The sequence below is a fragment of the Acinetobacter sp. CY73 genome, assembly GCF_059515865.1.
In genome coordinates, this window is sequence record NZ_JCAKMZ010000010.1 from 15270 (window position 1) to 31136 (window position 15867).

The following is a 15867-nucleotide window of genomic DNA, read 5'->3' on the forward strand; positions in this document are numbered from 1 at the left end:
GAGGAGATTTTTATGAACAAATTTTTAGTGTTAAGTGGTGTATTGGGGACAGCAATGATGATCAGTGCTTGTGCTGAAAAGAAACCACTTACGCCAGAAGAGCAGTGGCAAGGTTACTGTAAAAGTATTGGTAATGCTGCACGTTCGATTATTCTTGATCGTCAAAATGGTATTTTGCATAAAGAAGCTTTGGAATATGCCAATAAAGTGACAGATCCCACCACTAAAAAGTTTGTTTTAGAGCAAGTGGCTAAAGCTTACGCATATCCAGCGGATCAGTTAGAAGTGGATAGTAATGGTCTACAAGTTCAGTTTAGAGACGAAGCCGAAAGGCAGTGTTTAGAAACGCCATTTGATGCCAAGGCATTGCCTGACTATAAACCGTTCTAAGGAACGGTTTTTTTATGTATTTAAAGACTGAACAAACAAAGGTTGTTCAAATTTAATTATAAATATATATTTGTATTGTTAATAAAAAATCAAATGTAGATATTAAGGTTAATATGAAATTTAAAAATATAAAACGATGTTGTTATGCGCTTGGATTTGCTTTTATTTGTACCTTAAGCCATTCAAGCTTTGCGGAAGAAAAATTAACGACTAAAGATATTAAAGTACTGAATCAAAAGGCAGATCAAGGGGATTTACAAGCAATTCAAGCCTTAATCATGATGTATGGAGAAGGTAAGCAAGTTACGCAAGATAGTAAAATGGCAATGGAATATGCGCAGAAAGGCATGGCATTGGGGGATTTAAAATCTAAATATACTGCTAGTATGATGTATTTACATGGTGTTGGTAATATACAAAAAGATTCGATAAAAGCAGAAAAATTGTTAACTGAGCTTGCAGAAATAGGTAATGTGCAAGCCCAGATTGCTCTGGGGAGTCATTATTTGACAGGTGATCTTTTACCTAAAAATCAAGTGTTGGGTCTGAAGTGGACGGAAGCTGCGGCCAAGCAAAATAATGGTTTGGCACTCAATAACTTAGGCTGGTTATATTATAAGGGTACAGGTGTAAAGCAGGATTATAAGAAGGCGGTTGCTTATCTTGAACAAGGTACTCAACAAAATAATGCTTTGGCCTACGGTAATCTAGCGACTTTATATGGTCGTGGGCATGGTGTAAAACAAAGTGATCAGAAGGCTTTTGAATTACTTAAAAAATCTGCCGAGCTTGGTCAAGCGAGTGCTAAATTTAATTTGGCATTGGCATACTACCAAGGTACAGGCACGAAAGTTGATCAGCAAAAAGCTTATGAATTGATGCAAGAAGCCGCGCAAGCTGGTGTGCCACAAGCGATTGAAGCTTTGCAAAATCAAGCATCTGATCAGCAAGGATGCAGAGAGGTTCAGAGTGTGGTGAACGGAGAAACATATACAGCGATTGAGTGTCCGATTATTTAAATCGATAGAATTAATATATTTAGAAAGCCAATGTGTATTTACATATTGGCTTTATTATTTTGAGTCTATTATTTGAGTAATCATTTCAGAAAAAATAATTAGCATAAAAACAGAAAAGCATATATACATAAATGATAAAGAGTAAAAAATCAGGAGCGAAACGATGGAAGTGGTCGCGTATATGAACAATGCCGATTTATTGCTTGAAGATGAGCAAGGCGTTGCTGTGATTAATGGGAGTCATTATGTGCTGAGTTTGGGAGATCGCGTTATCATTAAAGAAGTGATCAATCAACACGCCAAAATTTATCGAGTACAAATCAGTTTTGCCTATGCAGATCACAGTATGTTACACGATGATGAGATTTTAATCCGATTTGAAGGAACTCGTGACACATTAAAAGAATATTTGCTTAAAACCACTGTACACTAAGGTGTAATGTTCAAATTCAGATAAAAAGAGCAACATACAGTTGCTTTTTTTTCGGCTTTAGAGCCTTAAGTTCAGTTTCGAATGATTTGTTGTGCAAATAGACCGAAGAATTCATTTTTAAATCTAATCATTAAGAATTCTGATATTTATCTATGAAATAATGGTCATCACGAATAAATACGGGACTTGCATTAACTTTTGGCCCGAATTTTAGTAAAATTTGATAGTCCATATTATCTTTGATGCTTTAAATAAGCAGGAATTCAAAGATAATTTTTTAAAAAGAGGAATTACACCGTGCTAGAAGCTTACCGCCAACACGTTGCAGAACGTGCCGCACTCGGAGTCCCACCGAAGCCACTTGATGATGCTCAAACAGCTGCATTAGTTGAATTATTAAAAAATCCACCAGCTGGCGAAGAAGCGTTTCTAGTTGATTTACTAGAAAACCGTGTTCCAGCGGGTGTTGACCAAGCTGCTTACGTTAAAGCTGCTTTCTTGGCTGCTTTGGCAAATGGCGAAGCGACTTCACCATTAGTAACTAAAGAACGTGCGGTTTATTTACTAGGTACTATGCTTGGTGGTTACAACGTAGCGCCTTTAGTTGCACTTCTTGATAACGCTGAACTTGCTGAATTAGCGGCTGAAGCATTGAAGAAAACTCTTCTTGTATTTGATGCGTTCCATGACGTTGCTGATAAAGCACGTGCGGGCAATGCAAATGCAAAAGCTGTTATGCAATCTTGGGCTGATGCTGAATGGTTCACATCACGTCCAGACGTTCCATCTGAAATCAAATTGACTGTTTTCAAAGTCACTGGCGAAACAAACACAGACGACTTGTCACCTGCACAAGACGCTTGGAGCCGTCCAGATATTCCATTGCATGCAAATGCAATGTTGAAAAACGTTCGTGATGGTATCAACCCAGAAGTTCCGGGTGAAGTTGGTCCATTAAACCAAATTAAAGATTTAATCGCGAAGGGTAACCAAGTTGCTTACGTGGGTGACGTTGTTGGTACAGGTTCATCTCGTAAATCTGCAACGAACTCTGTTCTTTGGTTCTTTGGTGATGACATCGCTCACATCCCGAACAAAAAAGACGGTGGTTACTGCTTAGGTTCTAAAATCGCTCCGATTTTCTTCAACACAATGGAAGATGCTGGTGCATTGCCAATCGAAATTGATGTTGCAAACATGAACATGGGCGATGAAATCGTTCTGAACATCGATCACGCTGCTGCAAAAGTAACTGCATCTAAAGATGGCGCTGTTATTGCTGAAGCTGAACTTAAAACGCCTGTACTTCTTGATGAAGTTCGTGCGGGTGGTCGTATCAACTTAATCGTTGGTCGTGGTTTAACTACTAAAGCGCGTGAAGAATTAGGTCTTGCTCCATCGACTTTATTCCGTGTTCCAGTTCAGCCTGCTGCTACTGGTAAAGGCTTCACTCAAGCTCAAAAAATGGTGGGTCGCGCTTGTGGTCTTCCTGAAGGTCAAGGTGTACTTCCAGGTACTTACTGCGAACCTAAGATGACAACTGTTGGTTCTCAAGATACAACAGGTCCAATGACTCGTGACGAATTGAAAGACTTGGCTTGCCTAGGTTTCTCTGCTGACCTCGTTATGCAATCTTTCTGTCATACCGCTGCGTATCCAAAACCAGTTGACGTTCAAATGCAACATACGCTTCCTGATTTCATCATGAACCGTGGTGGTGTGTCTTTACGCCCAGGTGACGGTATTATTCACTCTTGGTTAAACCGTATGCTTCTTCCAGATACTGTTGGTACTGGTGGTGACTCGCATACTCGTTTCCCAATTGGTATTTCGTTCCCAGCGGGTTCTGGTCTTGTAGCGTTTGCTGCAGCAACAGGTGTTATGCCACTGGATATGCCTGAGTCTGTACTTGTTAAGTTCAAAGGTAAAATGCAACCTGGTATCACACTACGTGACCTCGTACATGCCATTCCTTACGTTGCGATTCAGCAAGGTGACTTAACTGTAGAGAAGAAAGGTAAGAAAAACATCTTCTCTGGTCGTATCCTTGAAATCGACTTAACAGAAATGGAAACTGACTTAACTGTTGAGCAAGCGTTCGAACTTTCTGATGCTTCTGCTGAACGTTCAGCTGCTGGTTGTTCGATCACGCTTTCTGAAGAGAAAGTTGCTGAATACCTTCGTTCAAACATCACTATGCTTAAGTGGATGATTTCTGAAGGTTATGGCGATGCGCGTACGATGGCTCGTCGTGTTGAGAACATGGAAAAATGGTTGGCTAACCCATCACTTCTTAAAGCGGATCCAGATGCTGAATACACGAAAGTGTATGAAATTGACCTTGCTACAATCACTGAGCCAGTGCTTTGCTGTCCAAACGATCCAGATGATGCGAAATTGTTATCTGACGTTCAAGGTGTGAAAATTGACGAAGTATTCGTTGGTTCATGTATGACGAACATCGGTCATTTCCGTGCAACTGGTAAGTTACTTGAAAAAGTTCCTGGTGGCGTTTTGAATACTCGTTTGTGGATTGCTCCTCCAACGCGTATGGATGAACATCAGTTGATGGAAGAAGGTTTCTATAACATCTATGGTAAAGCTGGCGCGCGTACTGAAATGCCAGGTTGTTCATTATGTATGGGTAACCAAGCACGTGTAGCTCCGAACACGACTTGTGTATCGACTTCTACTCGTAACTTCCCGAACCGTTTAGGTCAAGGCGCGAACGTTTACTTAGCTTCTGCTGAACTTGCTTCTGTTGCTGCTGTACTTGGTAAATTACCAACTCCAGAAGAATACCAACAATATGCGGCTCAAATTGATAGCATGTCTGCTGACATCTACCAATACTTAAGCTTCGACAAAATGAGCGACTATACAGACGCTGCTAAAGACGTTGATACGAAGAAAATTGCTGCTGCTCAATTAACTTAATTGTTGATTAAAAAGTAGTTTACAATAAGGGCTGATTAATCAGCCCTTATTTTTTGAATGTAGTTTGAGTTTGTATAAATATGAAACAAAAGTGGGACTTTGAAGAATCCATAGAGTGTTTTAAAACTATTGATACGTGTTTACGTTGTATTTATAGCGGTGAAAAGCATATGTATCGACCCTTATCTGTACAATTGAGAATATTGTTATGCGATAAAAGTAATAATTCTAAACCTTTATTGTTACGCTTAATGTCTAATTTTGAACTTCAAGAGTTAAGAGCAGTACGGAAATTTTGTAGCAAGGAATCTGTAAATGACTGGAATAATAAACTATCAATGCCGTTTGAGATAAGAAGATATTCTAATGGTATAGAGGATTGTTTTCCTTTATTAGGAAACAATTTAATTTCTTTGGAAGAGTGGGTGAATCAGATTATCACCTTATATCCAGAAGAAATAACTGTAGATAAACTAATTAAAAAGGTTGCTAATCGTGGAGGTGGTGCGCATGTGCATACTTCAGCTGATCCATTTATTAGTAATTTGAGAAAAATAATTTTATTTGATTCTAGTTTGGATGAATTGTTATTACTTGCTATTGCTAAAGTAATGCAACAAATAGGCTTTTCTATTGTACAAATGTATGAAAAAGAAGAATATTCTCTGCCCTTAAAAAACTATGATCATTCGCATCCTACAATTGTTAATGCAATTAGAATTCAAGAAAGATTTTTAAGTTATCCATATCAGGTGGCAAACCTTTTAATATGACATTCTTATTTAATAGCTGACAACTTTAACACTCCAATAAATAAGTCGGTTTAATCCCTACATTAAAAGATGATTTAGCATGTTGATGTAAGAAGGGCAAAGTAATCCCGATTCCTGTGTATTGGCGGTTTGCTTAATGGAACACAGGTGAAAGACCAAGGCGATAATTTTGTCTGTGTTGAAAGTAGAGTTATTTTATTTAGTTTTAGACTTACAAAAATTTAAGTTTGAAAGTGATTTTCTAACATCTCATTAGATTCAAATTTTATAAAATCATTTCAATAATAGAGGTGATTTTTATGAAACTAATGTTTGGATTGCTATGCGTAGTACTTATTCTCTCAGCATGTTCAGGTGTCGAAATCAGAAAATATGATGAAGGCAAGGATCCTTATCTAAAGACAAAGCGAGATACCGTTAATATGTCTGAGTATGACCGACAACGCTATTACGATCAAAATGGCATGGGTTTAATTAAGCCTTATGATCAAAAGATACCAAGAAGATAGGTAGAGTCTGAATACTACTTTACAGTTCATTCAATGCATCGTTTAATCCACGCATTGATAAGTGAAGATAAGTTGAAGTAAACGAAATGGCAAAACAATCCCGATTCCTCTGTATTGGTGGTTTCCTCAACGGAACTCAAGTCAAAGACCAAGGCGATAGCTTTGTCTGTGTCGAAAAAGGTAAGAATGTGAATTACATCAAGAAGGAAATTTTCCATCCAGATGCTTGGGATCATGACTACTATGTCTGTGAAACCACTACAGATAAACAAGCTTATAATTGGGTGTACGACATCAAAAAATAAGTTGTTTCTATGAATTAAAAATGAGCCATGACGTAGAACGTGATGGCTTTTTTTTATGCATACATATATTTCAAAATAAAAATATAGAATAAGGGTTACACTTTTCTAGCTGAAGAAAATCCATAATCTTGCTAAAAAGTGAACAAAATAATATGGATAGCAAACTATGCATTTCGAAGTAGACGCTTTTGGCACTATCGTCATTGCTGTATTTTTTCTATTTATTGGACGTTATTTGGTCAATAGAATACAATTTTTTAAGAACTACAATTTACCTGAACCTGTCATTGGTGGTTTGGTTGCGGCTATTACAGCATTTGTACTTTATAAGTTTTTTAATATCAGTACCACTTTTGACGCACAAATCCAAACCATCTTAATGCTGATGTTCTTCACCTCGGTGGGTCTAGGTGCGGATTTTGTCAAACTCAAAGAAGGTGGAAAATCACTTTTAGTCTTTCTCCTCTGTGTGATCATGTTTGTACTGGTGCAAAATGCAGTCGGCATGAGTTTAGCTTCGGTACTGGGGCTTGACCCACTGATCGGCTTAATTGTGGGTTCAATTACACTGACAGGTGGTCATGGCACAGCAGGGGCTTGGGGTGCAGTCTTAGAAAACCAACATGGTATACAAGGTGCAATCGTACTCGGTATGGCCAGTGCCACGTTTGGCTTAATTATTGGTGGTGTAGTGGGGGGTCCAGTCGCTAAATTTTTAATTAAGCGTCATCAACTCGCTGAAAAATCTACAGAGGATTTAAACCAGCAACAACTTGATGAGACAAGCAACACAGCTCCTTTTGAACATCCAAAGAAAACCCGACTCATTACAGCAACCGATGCAGTCACTACACTTGGCATGTTTGCTCTGTGTATTTATTTTGCCAACGTAATGACTGATTTTAGTCAGGGTCAATGGTTTGAGTTGCCTACATTTGTATGGGCATTAGGGGCAGGTGTAGTGGTTAGAAATATGCTGGAGCATGTATTTAAAGTCAATATCTTTGACCGAGCGATTGATGTTTTTGGAAATGCATCTCTATCCTTATATTTATCCATGGCATTGCTCTCACTGCAACTTTGGCTACTCGCAGATTTGGCAGGACCACTCATTACGATTTTAATTGTTCAAACATTAGTTCTGATTCTATTTACTGCATTTGTTACTTTTAAAATTATGGGTAAAAATTACGATGCAGCCGTATTGGCAGCAGGGCACTGTGGCTTTGGTATGGGGGCGACTCCCACAGCAATTGCCAATATTCAAGCCGTGACCAATACCTATGGACCATCACATAAAGCATTCTTAATCATTCCACTTTGTGGAGCTTTCTTTATTGATATAGTCAATGCTGTGGTGATTCAAACCATCATTGGTTTTTTTGGATAATATCGTATTTAATCTTCTATTGTGAATACAGCTGATCTATTTACTTGTATATGATTAATTTTTAGAGCGATCATCAAGCACCTTAGGGTGCTTTTTTATTTTTAGGCAATAAAAAGCCCCATGGTTAGGGGCTAGTCGTATATGAGTCAAGCTCACATACTGTAAGAGGCTCATCTCACACTGAGGGTATTAAAACATATTTAATAAGATTTAGGTAAAAATAAAGAATATAAGTCAAAAGCTGAATCTAACTGATTTGAATGTTAATATATCGATAGCTATATGATTTATAAAAGTAAAAATTTTCTTATTAACAATTAATATTTGAAGTGACTGTTTAAACAATGAAATTTATAAAACTTACCATTTTTACGACACTATTGTGTTTACAAACAATATCAAATGCACAATCAATTGATCAGAAGATAATTGAATTAGATCAAAGGGCACAATCTGGAGATGATCAAGCTCAGTTACAGTTGGCAGCAATGTACTGGTCAGGAAAAGATATTCCAAGAGATGCAAATAAAATGCTTAATTATATGCAGATGGCTGCGAGTTCGGGCAATGCTTCTGCATACTATAACTTGGGGAAGCTTTATTCTGAAGGACTTGATGTCCCAAAAAATATAGCATTAGCAATAGAAAATTATTCTAAAGCAATTGAATTAGAGCACCCTAAAGCAGCTTACAATTTAGGATTAATTTATCTTAGGCATCCAGAGTTGGATAACAGTCATGACCAAGCTTTTAGGTATTTCAACAAAGCAGAGGAAATGAAAGATGAGAGTGCTCAAATTTATTTGGCTTATATGTACCGTGAGGGCTTGGGCGTACAGGTGAATTTAGAAAAATCGCGTAAATATGCGAGCCTACTCGCTAAAAAAGGGAACCCTCATGCAATCTTAGAGTTAGCGAAAATAGAATATAAAGACGAAAACTATATAAAAGCCACTCAATTATTTGAGTCTTTAGGTAAAGACTTTGATCAGGAGAAAGCGCCCTATCTAGCATATATCTATATGGGTGGATATGGAATTCCTGAAAATTTACAGATTGCAAAAAAGTGGCTGAGCATTGGTGCTGAAGAAAATAACGACGCTTTTGCTCAGTATTATTTGGCTCAACTATATGAAAAAAACGATAACCATAAAGACTTAGAAAAGGCCTATCAGTGGTATTTAAAATCAGCAGAACAAGATCATGCTGAGTCAATTATTGCATTAGCAAAATTTTATAGTGAAGGAATATATGTTGAAAAAGATCAAACTAAAGCTTTGCAATGGTTGGAAAAAGGTCTAAGTAAAAATGACCCTGATGTTCAATTTGAAATGGGATGGTGGTATTTCATTGGTCATGTGGTTGAAGAAGATCGGATTAAAGCAAAGGAATGGTATGAAAAAGCAGCGGATCAAAATCATATCAATGCAATGCTTAATCTCGCCGAATACTATAATGGAGGGCTCCTTGAAGCACCTTATTATAAACAATCATATAAAATTTATCAGAAAGCTGCAGAATTAGATAATGCAGTAGCTCAACATTCTTTGGGGGTATTGTACGAAAAAGGATTGGGAGTCGAGTCAAATTTAGAAAATGCAATTTCTTGGTATAAAAAAGCGATTCACAATGGTAATACAAACTCTGAAGTAAATTTAGCTTTGGTTTATATCAAATTGGAGCAATATGATTTGGCTAAAGCATTATTAGAAAATGCCTTAAAGTCCAATCACGCACATGCATATTTAAATTATGGAATATTATATTTCCATGGTTGGGGTGTCGTGCAAAATCAAGAAAAAGCACTTGAATATTTCAAAATTGCTGCGAAGTCAGATATTGCAGAGGCACAATTTAATATCGCAATGATTCTCATTAGTCAGAGCTGCGCTTGTGGACAAGAAGATGAGGAGAAACCGGTTTTCCATTGGATGCATAAAGCAGCGCAAAACAATTTCCCATTGGCACAATACCATTTAGGTTTAATGTACAGTAATGGTGACTTTGTAAAACAAAATAAGGAGTTGGCTGGATATTGGCTGAAATTGGCAGGTGATCAAGGGGTAAAAGAAGCTGTCGATTTTTTGCATAATATAGAGCAATAGTGCTTCATTACGGTCTAATAAGTAGCATAGTCCAATCACATTTTACCAATAAGTAGGGAGAGAATACCTGCTGCAATCAGCGGTCCTACTGGTACTCCACGTAGGATCGCAACACCAGCCACCGTACCAATCAATAAACCTGCGACAATATTAGGCTGATTTGCCATTAAAGCCACACCGCGACCACCTAGCCATGCGACGAGTAAACCAATACCAATGGCAAGAATGGAGTTTAAGCTCATAAATGATTTTAAAATGTCTTTACCTGGAATAGCACCACTGGCAATCGGCGTTAATACACCAATCGTAAGGATAATAATCCCGATATTTAAACCGTGCTGTTGAAGCAGGGGGAAATATTCATTGAGCGGTGTGATTCTAAATACAATTAAAACGGCGACAGCGATAGTCACAGCAGTATTTTGGCTAAAGATGCCACAAGCCAAAAGAATGATCAGAACGATTAAATTAAGATCTAATTGCGACATATATCGTGTCCGAGGCTTATCAGTTAAATGCGAGAAAGTTATAATAGTTTAACTGATTCGCTGATGAAGTGCTGTACACAAAAAAGATGTGCAATATTTTGGAAGTTTTCTAAGTTCACACAGGTTTTAGGTAAATATCATGATTTTAGAAAAAATGTTGCAATCACAAGGTTTTGGTTCGCGTAAACACTGTCAAAATCTCATTAAAAATGGTGCAGTTCAAATTCAAGGTGAAATTGTTTCAGATCCAAAATTAAAATTAAAGCTCGATCAGTTAAAGTTCAGCGTATCTGGGCAAAGTTATCAATATCGTGAAAAAGTCTATATTGCACTCAATAAACCAGTGGACTATGAGTGTTCGCACCAGGCCACGCATCATTTTAGTGTATTCGATTTATTTGATTCTATGCTGTTAGAGCGAGGGCTACAGTGTGTTGGTCGTCTCGATCAAGATACGACAGGCTTACTTTTATTGACAGACGATGGTCATTTTTTACAATCACTGACGCATCCTAAAAAGCATGTACCTAAAGTCTACCGAATGCAGACTGCTGATCCTGTAACAGATGAGCAATTGTTGCAATTAAAACATGGTGTAGAACTGCGAAATGAAAAAGCGGTATTTGCAGCGACGGATGTTAAGCGAATTAATCAACATGAAATGCAAATGGCCATTCATCAAGGGGTTTATCATCAAGTAAAACGCATGTTGGCAGCAGTCGGCAACAAGGTCGAACAGCTACATCGTCAACAAATCGGCTTGCTTAAACTGCAAGATTTGGCAGAAGGTGAGTGGGTTTATCTAACTGAAAGCCAAATTCAAGCCGCAAAAAATCAAGTTTCAGATGCCAATGAGACCGTGTTGAACATCTAAATTAAATATATAAGGTGATATTTACTTTGATCTTACATAATTAAAGCTTATAGGAAGCAGTGGTAAGTTTGAAACTCATCATCCTTCACAAATCCCATTTCTTCGTAAAGTTGATGGGATTGATAGTTGTTTTTTTGAGTTTCAAGGCTGATACGAATCGCTTTCTCGTGGCGTGCAAATAAGATCGCAGTATCAATCAGTTGTTTTGCAGAACCTTGACGTCTGAAACGTGGACTGACATAGACATCATCTAAAATGTAATAGCTTGAACAAGCCACTGAATTGAAGCCTAAATACAAAATCACAAAGCCTGTGATCACATCATCTTTAATATGAATGAAGATGACACTTTGTTGATTGCTAAAGCGCTGGGTCAAAAAATTTAAAGATTGTTGAAGGTTGGAAGAAGTTCCATAGAACTGACGATATTCATCAAAAAGTACAGCAAGTTTCTCTAAATCTTCAGAAGTGGCACGTCTAACAATCACTGTCTAGCTCCTTACACATAAACTTATGCACATGAGCTAATCATAAATTGAAGAATAGAAGGAAAATAAATTGTTTAAAAATACGACACTGTTAAGTTTTGTCTTTGTAGTCTAGTGAAATTGATAAATTAAAAAATATATTTCATGCACAATTTCAAATCTATTTTTGATCACTTTCACCTAAGATTGCGTTTAGTTCAGCAAAGAAATCATCTTCATCCAGATCAGATGTAGACGTTGTCGCTGTACCATCCTGATCTTGCTTTAATTTTTTAAGCTTAAGTAGTTGATCCATATTGATACTTTGATTTTCAATCGCGAAGGGGATTGATTTAGTGAGTACAACCTGTTTAAAAAACAAACGAACGGCTTGAGCCGGTGTAATCCCCAATTGCTTAAATACAGCAAAAGCATGTTTCTTTTCTAGAGAGTCAAGTCGAACTTGATAAACTTCTGTTTTTCTCATGAATACAACCAATCGACTTAAATGCTTAAGATGCTATTTTAATCAAAGTTTTCTGAATTTCAATGTTTTATCATAAAAAAGTGATGAATTGTCATTACAATGAAATTATAACGTCAGTACCAAGCCAGAGAAAAAGTGCATCGCTGTAGAATTCACAGGATCTATAAAGTAAACTTCTTTGGCTAATAGTTGTAAAGGTTGTGAAAAATCATCTTCTGCTTTATGTGCAACTTCGGGATAAAATGAATCGTTTTTGATTGGTATGCCTACATGGTTCAGGTGAACACGAAGTTGATGTTGCTTACCGGTTAAAGGCTTCAACTGATACAGTGCCCATTTTTGATCATATTCTAGTAGTTCAATCGTCGTTTCACTGTTTGGCGTACCTTGTACAACGTGCATGGTATAAAATGGTTCGCCTTTATCCATTCGCAATTGGATCGTTTGAGGGAACTGTAAATCCTCTCGGAAAGGTGCAATGGCATGATAAATTTTTTGTACTTTTTTATCCGCGAATAATTGTTGGTAAAGTCCGCGCGTTTCAATTCTTTTTGAAAAAAGAACTACACCTGCAGTTTCACGATCTAAACGATGAATTGGCGTCAGATCAGGGTTACCAGTGGTTTTTTTTAAACGCACCAAGAGCGTTTCTTGAACATATTGTCCAGTGGGGCTGATGGTGAGAAAGTGAGGTTTATCGACAACCAAGAGATCTTCATTTTCAAATAGAATTTTTTCAGTAAAAGGAACACGTGTTTCATTTGCCAAAAAACGATAATAATAAATATGTTGTCCTGATAAATAGGGCGTATCTAAATTCAGTGCATGTCCTTGGCTATCGATAATTAAATGATCTTCAAATCTTTGTCTCCATTCTTCTTTATTGATGTGTTGAAAATGTTCACATAAATAATCAAAGAGGGACTTAAGTGGCTCAGCAGATTTAGGAATAAAAACTTTGCTCGCAGTTACTCCATCGATCATGGGTGGTTTGTAGATATTTAAACTGTTCAAAAGAGGATGCTTTGAATGGATTGGAGTAGACATGAGCAAATGTTTCAAAAGAAGAGTGAGACTTAAACAGAATTTAAGTTTGGATGATATTTCAGTGAATAGTAAACATGATGCAATGAGCACATAGGCTTTAAACGCACGAAATGTTATTATACGCGATCAATTGAATTATGTTGTGAACGTGATGCCGTATTCATTTAAATTAGACCTAAATAGTGAACTCGATACCCAGAAGCTTGCGGTTTTCTTGGGGCAAAATATTGCACAAGGTGTGGTTTATTTGATTGGTGATTTAGGTGCAGGAAAAACGACACTAACGCGCTATTGGCTACAGAATTTAGGTCATCAAGGTGCTGTCAAAAGTCCAACCTATACCTTGGTTGAGCCGTATAAAATTAATCAAAAAGACGTATTTCATTTCGACTTATATCGCCTCAATGATCCCTACGAGCTTGAACTCATGGGTATTCGTGATTATTTAGACATCGATGGGGCATTATTTTTATTTGAATGGCCATCTAAAGGTGGTGACGAAATTCCTAAAGCGGATGTCATTATCAATATTCAACGCTCAGGCGAAGACGATCTTCGCAAAGTGACGATTGAAATGAATTCTATGGAGTTCTTTGAAGCATTAGAAGCTTACTACGCAGGTTGATTGTATGCAGGATGAGCAACTCAGTTTAAGGCGCATTCATCACTTAGATCCAGCACTCGCTAACCAAATTGCTGCGGGTGAAGTGATTGAGCGTCCGTCATCTGTCGTTAAAGAATTAATGGAAAATTCGATTGATGCAGGCTCGACAGAGCTGATTATTCGTGTTGAACAGGGTGGTAGCACCCTAATTGAAATTATTGATAATGGTCGTGGCATACATGCAGAAGATTTGCCTCTTGCGGTTATGCGACATGCGACCAGTAAGATTAAAACCTCTGAAGATTTGCACTCGATTGTCAGTTTAGGCTTTCGTGGTGAAGCTTTAGCATCCATCGCTGCTGTATCACGTCTCACCTTGACCAGCAGTCGCGATGACTCAGGTGTGGGGTATCAAGTAGAAGTCAATGGCACGGCATTTGATCATCAAGAGATTCAACCTGTCGCGATGCAACAAGGAACACATATACGCGTACAAGATCTGTTCTTTAATGTTCCTGCACGACGTAAATTTTTAAAAAAGCCCACCACAGAATTTGGTCATATTGAAGAAATTGTTCGTCGCTTGGCTCTCACACATTTTGATATTCGTTTTGTGCTTGAGCATAATGGCAATATTCGGCTGAATTTACCTGTTGCCGATAGTGGTGAACTACGATTCCAACGTGTACAGCAATTATTGGGTCGTTCTTTTACTGAAAATGCGTATTGGATGGATGCTGACAGTATCAATATGCGTTTGTCGGGATGGTTAGGTCATCCATCCGATGCACGTGGGCAGAGCGATTTACAGTATGTCTATGTGAATGGCCGAATTGTTAAAGATAAAACGATTTCGCATGCCTTGCGTATGGCTTATGACGGCATTTTGCATGGACATCAGCATGCAGCATATTTATTGTTTTTGGAAGTTGATCCTGAAAATATTGATGTCAACGTGCATCCCACGAAACATGAAATTCGTTTTTTGAATCAACGCGAAGTGCATGAGTTTGTACGTCATTTTGCAAAGGAGACTTTGTCTCAATTTCAGACGGCTTCAGCAGATTTAGCAGATGCAATGAAACTGGATATGCAAAATGCTGAAACTGGTACTGTGATTGCTCAACCACGTTACCAAGAACAATTCCAACTGCATAAGAACAATCAGCAACGGGGTGTAAATGAAGACTTAAGTCAGCGAATAACAGGGCAAGGATCATTTCAACCGACTTCAAAAAATGGTGATGCGCTTCTTACAGACTTTGGTTCTTCAGAGCCTCAATCGATTCAATATCGTTCGCCATCTTCAGCGTCGGGCTATCAAGGCTCAGCGCAACTGAATAATGCCTTAAAAACATATTTATCACCCTTAAAAACCCATCAAAATAATGAACAAAGTGAAGATGATCAAACTGAGCAAAAATCTGACTATGTCGTTAAGGTCGATGAATTCCCTTTAGGAATTGCAATCGCGCAATTACATGGGATTTACATTCTAGCTCAAAATACTGAAGGCTTGATCATTGTTGATATGCATGCTGCACATGAGCGTATTTTATTACAGCAAATGAAACAGGCATGGGATAAACCTGACTTTTGGATTTCTCAACAATTATTGATTCCAAAAGTTATTTCTATTACACGTATGCAAGCCACGCGTATTGAAGACTTAAAACCACAACTGGAACGGTTAGGTTTGGATATTGATCAATATGGGGATGATCAGGTGATTGTTCGCGGGGTACCTGCAATTCTACTCAAAGCAGATTTAAATGCTTTAGTTGCCGATTTGCTCAATGATTTAGATCCAAATGATCAAGCTCAAGCTTTGCAACAGAAGCGAGACCAAATCTTGGCAGGTATGGCGTGCCATGGTGCAGTAAGAGCTCATCGCTTGCTCGGGCTGTCTGAAATGAACGCTTTACTCCGCCAAATGGAACAAACTGAGTTTGCCAGTCAATGTAATCACGGTCGACCAACTTGGCGTGCATTTCCATTGTCACAATTAGATAAATTATTTGCTCGAGGAGAGTAGTTGT

General features: G+C 37.9%; 15 protein-coding genes. 11 read left to right on the forward strand and 4 right to left on the reverse strand.

Annotated features, from left to right (window positions below):
• The first annotated feature begins 12 nt into the window (after positions 1-12).
• The 8 genes from AC5YD2_RS06650 (at position 13) to AC5YD2_RS06685 (ending at position 9861) form a co-directional block, all read left to right on the forward strand.
• Positions 13-390, forward strand: coding sequence for a hypothetical protein (locus AC5YD2_RS06650; protein WP_496125573.1), 378 nt, complete (start codon positions 13-15; stop codon positions 388-390).
• A gap of 113 nt (positions 391-503) precedes the next feature.
• Complete coding sequence (locus AC5YD2_RS06655; protein ID WP_496125574.1) at positions 504-1409, forward strand: tetratricopeptide repeat protein; 906 nt, start codon at positions 504-506, stop codon at positions 1407-1409.
• A 163-nt stretch (positions 1410-1572) separates the two neighbouring features.
• Entirely contained in the window at positions 1573-1842 is a 270-nt protein-coding gene (locus AC5YD2_RS06660; RefSeq protein WP_496125575.1) for a hypothetical protein, read from the forward strand.
• Between the two features lie 297 nt (positions 1843-2139).
• Positions 2140-4779: a bifunctional aconitate hydratase 2/2-methylisocitrate dehydratase gene (locus AC5YD2_RS06665; RefSeq protein WP_496125576.1), complete on the forward strand. Its 2640-nt coding sequence runs from the start codon at positions 2140-2142 to the stop codon at positions 4777-4779.
• A gap of 80 nt (positions 4780-4859) precedes the next feature.
• Positions 4860-5552, forward strand: coding sequence for a hypothetical protein (locus AC5YD2_RS06670; RefSeq protein WP_496125577.1), 693 nt, complete (start codon positions 4860-4862; stop codon positions 5550-5552).
• 595 nt (positions 5553-6147) lie between these two features.
• The gene (locus AC5YD2_RS06675) at positions 6148-6366 is read left to right on the forward strand and encodes a hypothetical protein (RefSeq protein WP_496125578.1); all 219 of its coding nucleotides are present in this window, start codon (positions 6148-6150) and stop codon (positions 6364-6366) included.
• A 166-nt stretch (positions 6367-6532) separates the two neighbouring features.
• Positions 6533-7756, forward strand: coding sequence for a sodium/glutamate symporter (gene gltS / locus AC5YD2_RS06680; protein ID WP_496125579.1), 1224 nt, complete (start codon positions 6533-6535; stop codon positions 7754-7756).
• A 344-nt stretch (positions 7757-8100) separates the two neighbouring features.
• Positions 8101-9861, forward strand: a complete 1761-nt coding sequence (locus AC5YD2_RS06685) for an SEL1-like repeat protein (RefSeq protein ID WP_496125580.1) — start codon at positions 8101-8103, stop codon at positions 9859-9861.
• 35 nt (positions 9862-9896) lie between these two features.
• Here the strand turns inward: AC5YD2_RS06685 and AC5YD2_RS06690 are convergent, their stop codons facing one another.
• Complete coding sequence (locus AC5YD2_RS06690; protein WP_496125581.1) at positions 9897-10349, reverse strand: DUF441 domain-containing protein; 453 nt, start codon at positions 10347-10349, stop codon at positions 9897-9899.
• A 139-nt stretch (positions 10350-10488) separates the two neighbouring features.
• Here AC5YD2_RS06690 and AC5YD2_RS06695 point away from each other — a divergent pair, with 139 nt between their 5' ends.
• Positions 10489-11223 (forward strand): pseudouridine synthase, encoded by a 735-nt coding sequence (locus tag AC5YD2_RS06695; RefSeq protein WP_496125582.1) that lies wholly within the window; start codon positions 10489-10491, stop codon positions 11221-11223.
• Between the two features lie 47 nt (positions 11224-11270).
• Here AC5YD2_RS06695 and AC5YD2_RS06700 read toward each other — a convergent pair whose 3' ends face one another.
• The 3 genes from AC5YD2_RS06700 to AC5YD2_RS06710 form a co-directional block, all read right to left on the reverse strand.
• The gene (locus AC5YD2_RS06700) at positions 11271-11711 is read right to left on the reverse strand and encodes a GNAT family N-acetyltransferase (RefSeq protein ID WP_496125583.1); all 441 of its coding nucleotides are present in this window, start codon (positions 11709-11711) and stop codon (positions 11271-11273) included.
• Between the two features lie 160 nt (positions 11712-11871).
• The gene (locus AC5YD2_RS06705; RefSeq protein WP_496125584.1) at positions 11872-12177 is read right to left on the reverse strand and encodes a type II toxin-antitoxin system RelB/DinJ family antitoxin; all 306 of its coding nucleotides are present in this window, start codon (positions 12175-12177) and stop codon (positions 11872-11874) included.
• Positions 12178-12282: 105 nt separating this feature from the next.
• Positions 12283-13224, reverse strand: a complete 942-nt coding sequence (locus AC5YD2_RS06710; protein ID WP_496125585.1) for a pseudouridine synthase — start codon at positions 13222-13224, stop codon at positions 12283-12285.
• Between the two features lie 151 nt (positions 13225-13375).
• Between AC5YD2_RS06710 and tsaE the strand changes: the two genes are divergently transcribed.
• Positions 13376-13849 carry a tRNA (adenosine(37)-N6)-threonylcarbamoyltransferase complex ATPase subunit type 1 TsaE gene (gene tsaE / locus AC5YD2_RS06715; RefSeq protein ID WP_496125641.1) on the forward strand — a complete coding sequence of 158 codons (474 nt, stop codon included), beginning with the start codon at positions 13376-13378 and terminating at the stop codon, positions 13847-13849.
• Positions 13850-13853: 4 nt separating this feature from the next.
• On the forward strand, positions 13854-15863 hold the full coding sequence (gene mutL / locus AC5YD2_RS06720; RefSeq protein WP_496125586.1) for a DNA mismatch repair endonuclease MutL: 2010 nt from the start codon (positions 13854-13856) through the stop codon (positions 15861-15863).
• The last annotated feature ends 4 nt before the right edge of the window (positions 15864-15867 follow it).

Coding starts and splice junctions, on each gene's coding strand:
- AC5YD2_RS06650 (WP_496125573.1), top strand. CDS start 13: ATGAACAAATTTTTAGTGTTAAGTGGTGTATTGGGGACAGCAATGATG.
- AC5YD2_RS06655 (WP_496125574.1), top strand. CDS start 504: ATGAAATTTAAAAATATAAAACGATGTTGTTATGCGCTTGGATTTGCT.
- AC5YD2_RS06660 (WP_496125575.1), top strand. CDS start 1,573: ATGGAAGTGGTCGCGTATATGAACAATGCCGATTTATTGCTTGAAGAT.
- AC5YD2_RS06670 (WP_496125577.1), top strand. CDS start 4,860: ATGAAACAAAAGTGGGACTTTGAAGAATCCATAGAGTGTTTTAAAACT.
- AC5YD2_RS06675 (WP_496125578.1), top strand. CDS start 6,148: ATGGCAAAACAATCCCGATTCCTCTGTATTGGTGGTTTCCTCAACGGA.
- gltS (WP_496125579.1), top strand. CDS start 6,533: ATGCATTTCGAAGTAGACGCTTTTGGCACTATCGTCATTGCTGTATTT.
- AC5YD2_RS06685 (WP_496125580.1), top strand. CDS start 8,101: ATGAAATTTATAAAACTTACCATTTTTACGACACTATTGTGTTTACAA.
- AC5YD2_RS06690 (WP_496125581.1), bottom strand. CDS start 10,349: ATGTCGCAATTAGATCTTAATTTAATCGTTCTGATCATTCTTTTGGCT.
- AC5YD2_RS06695 (WP_496125582.1), top strand. CDS start 10,489: ATGATTTTAGAAAAAATGTTGCAATCACAAGGTTTTGGTTCGCGTAAA.
- AC5YD2_RS06705 (WP_496125584.1), bottom strand. CDS start 12,177: ATGAGAAAAACAGAAGTTTATCAAGTTCGACTTGACTCTCTAGAAAAG.
- AC5YD2_RS06710 (WP_496125585.1), bottom strand. CDS start 13,224: ATGTCTACTCCAATCCATTCAAAGCATCCTCTTTTGAACAGTTTAAAT.
- tsaE (WP_496125641.1), top strand. CDS start 13,376: ATGCCGTATTCATTTAAATTAGACCTAAATAGTGAACTCGATACCCAG.
- mutL (WP_496125586.1), top strand. CDS start 13,854: ATGCAGGATGAGCAACTCAGTTTAAGGCGCATTCATCACTTAGATCCA.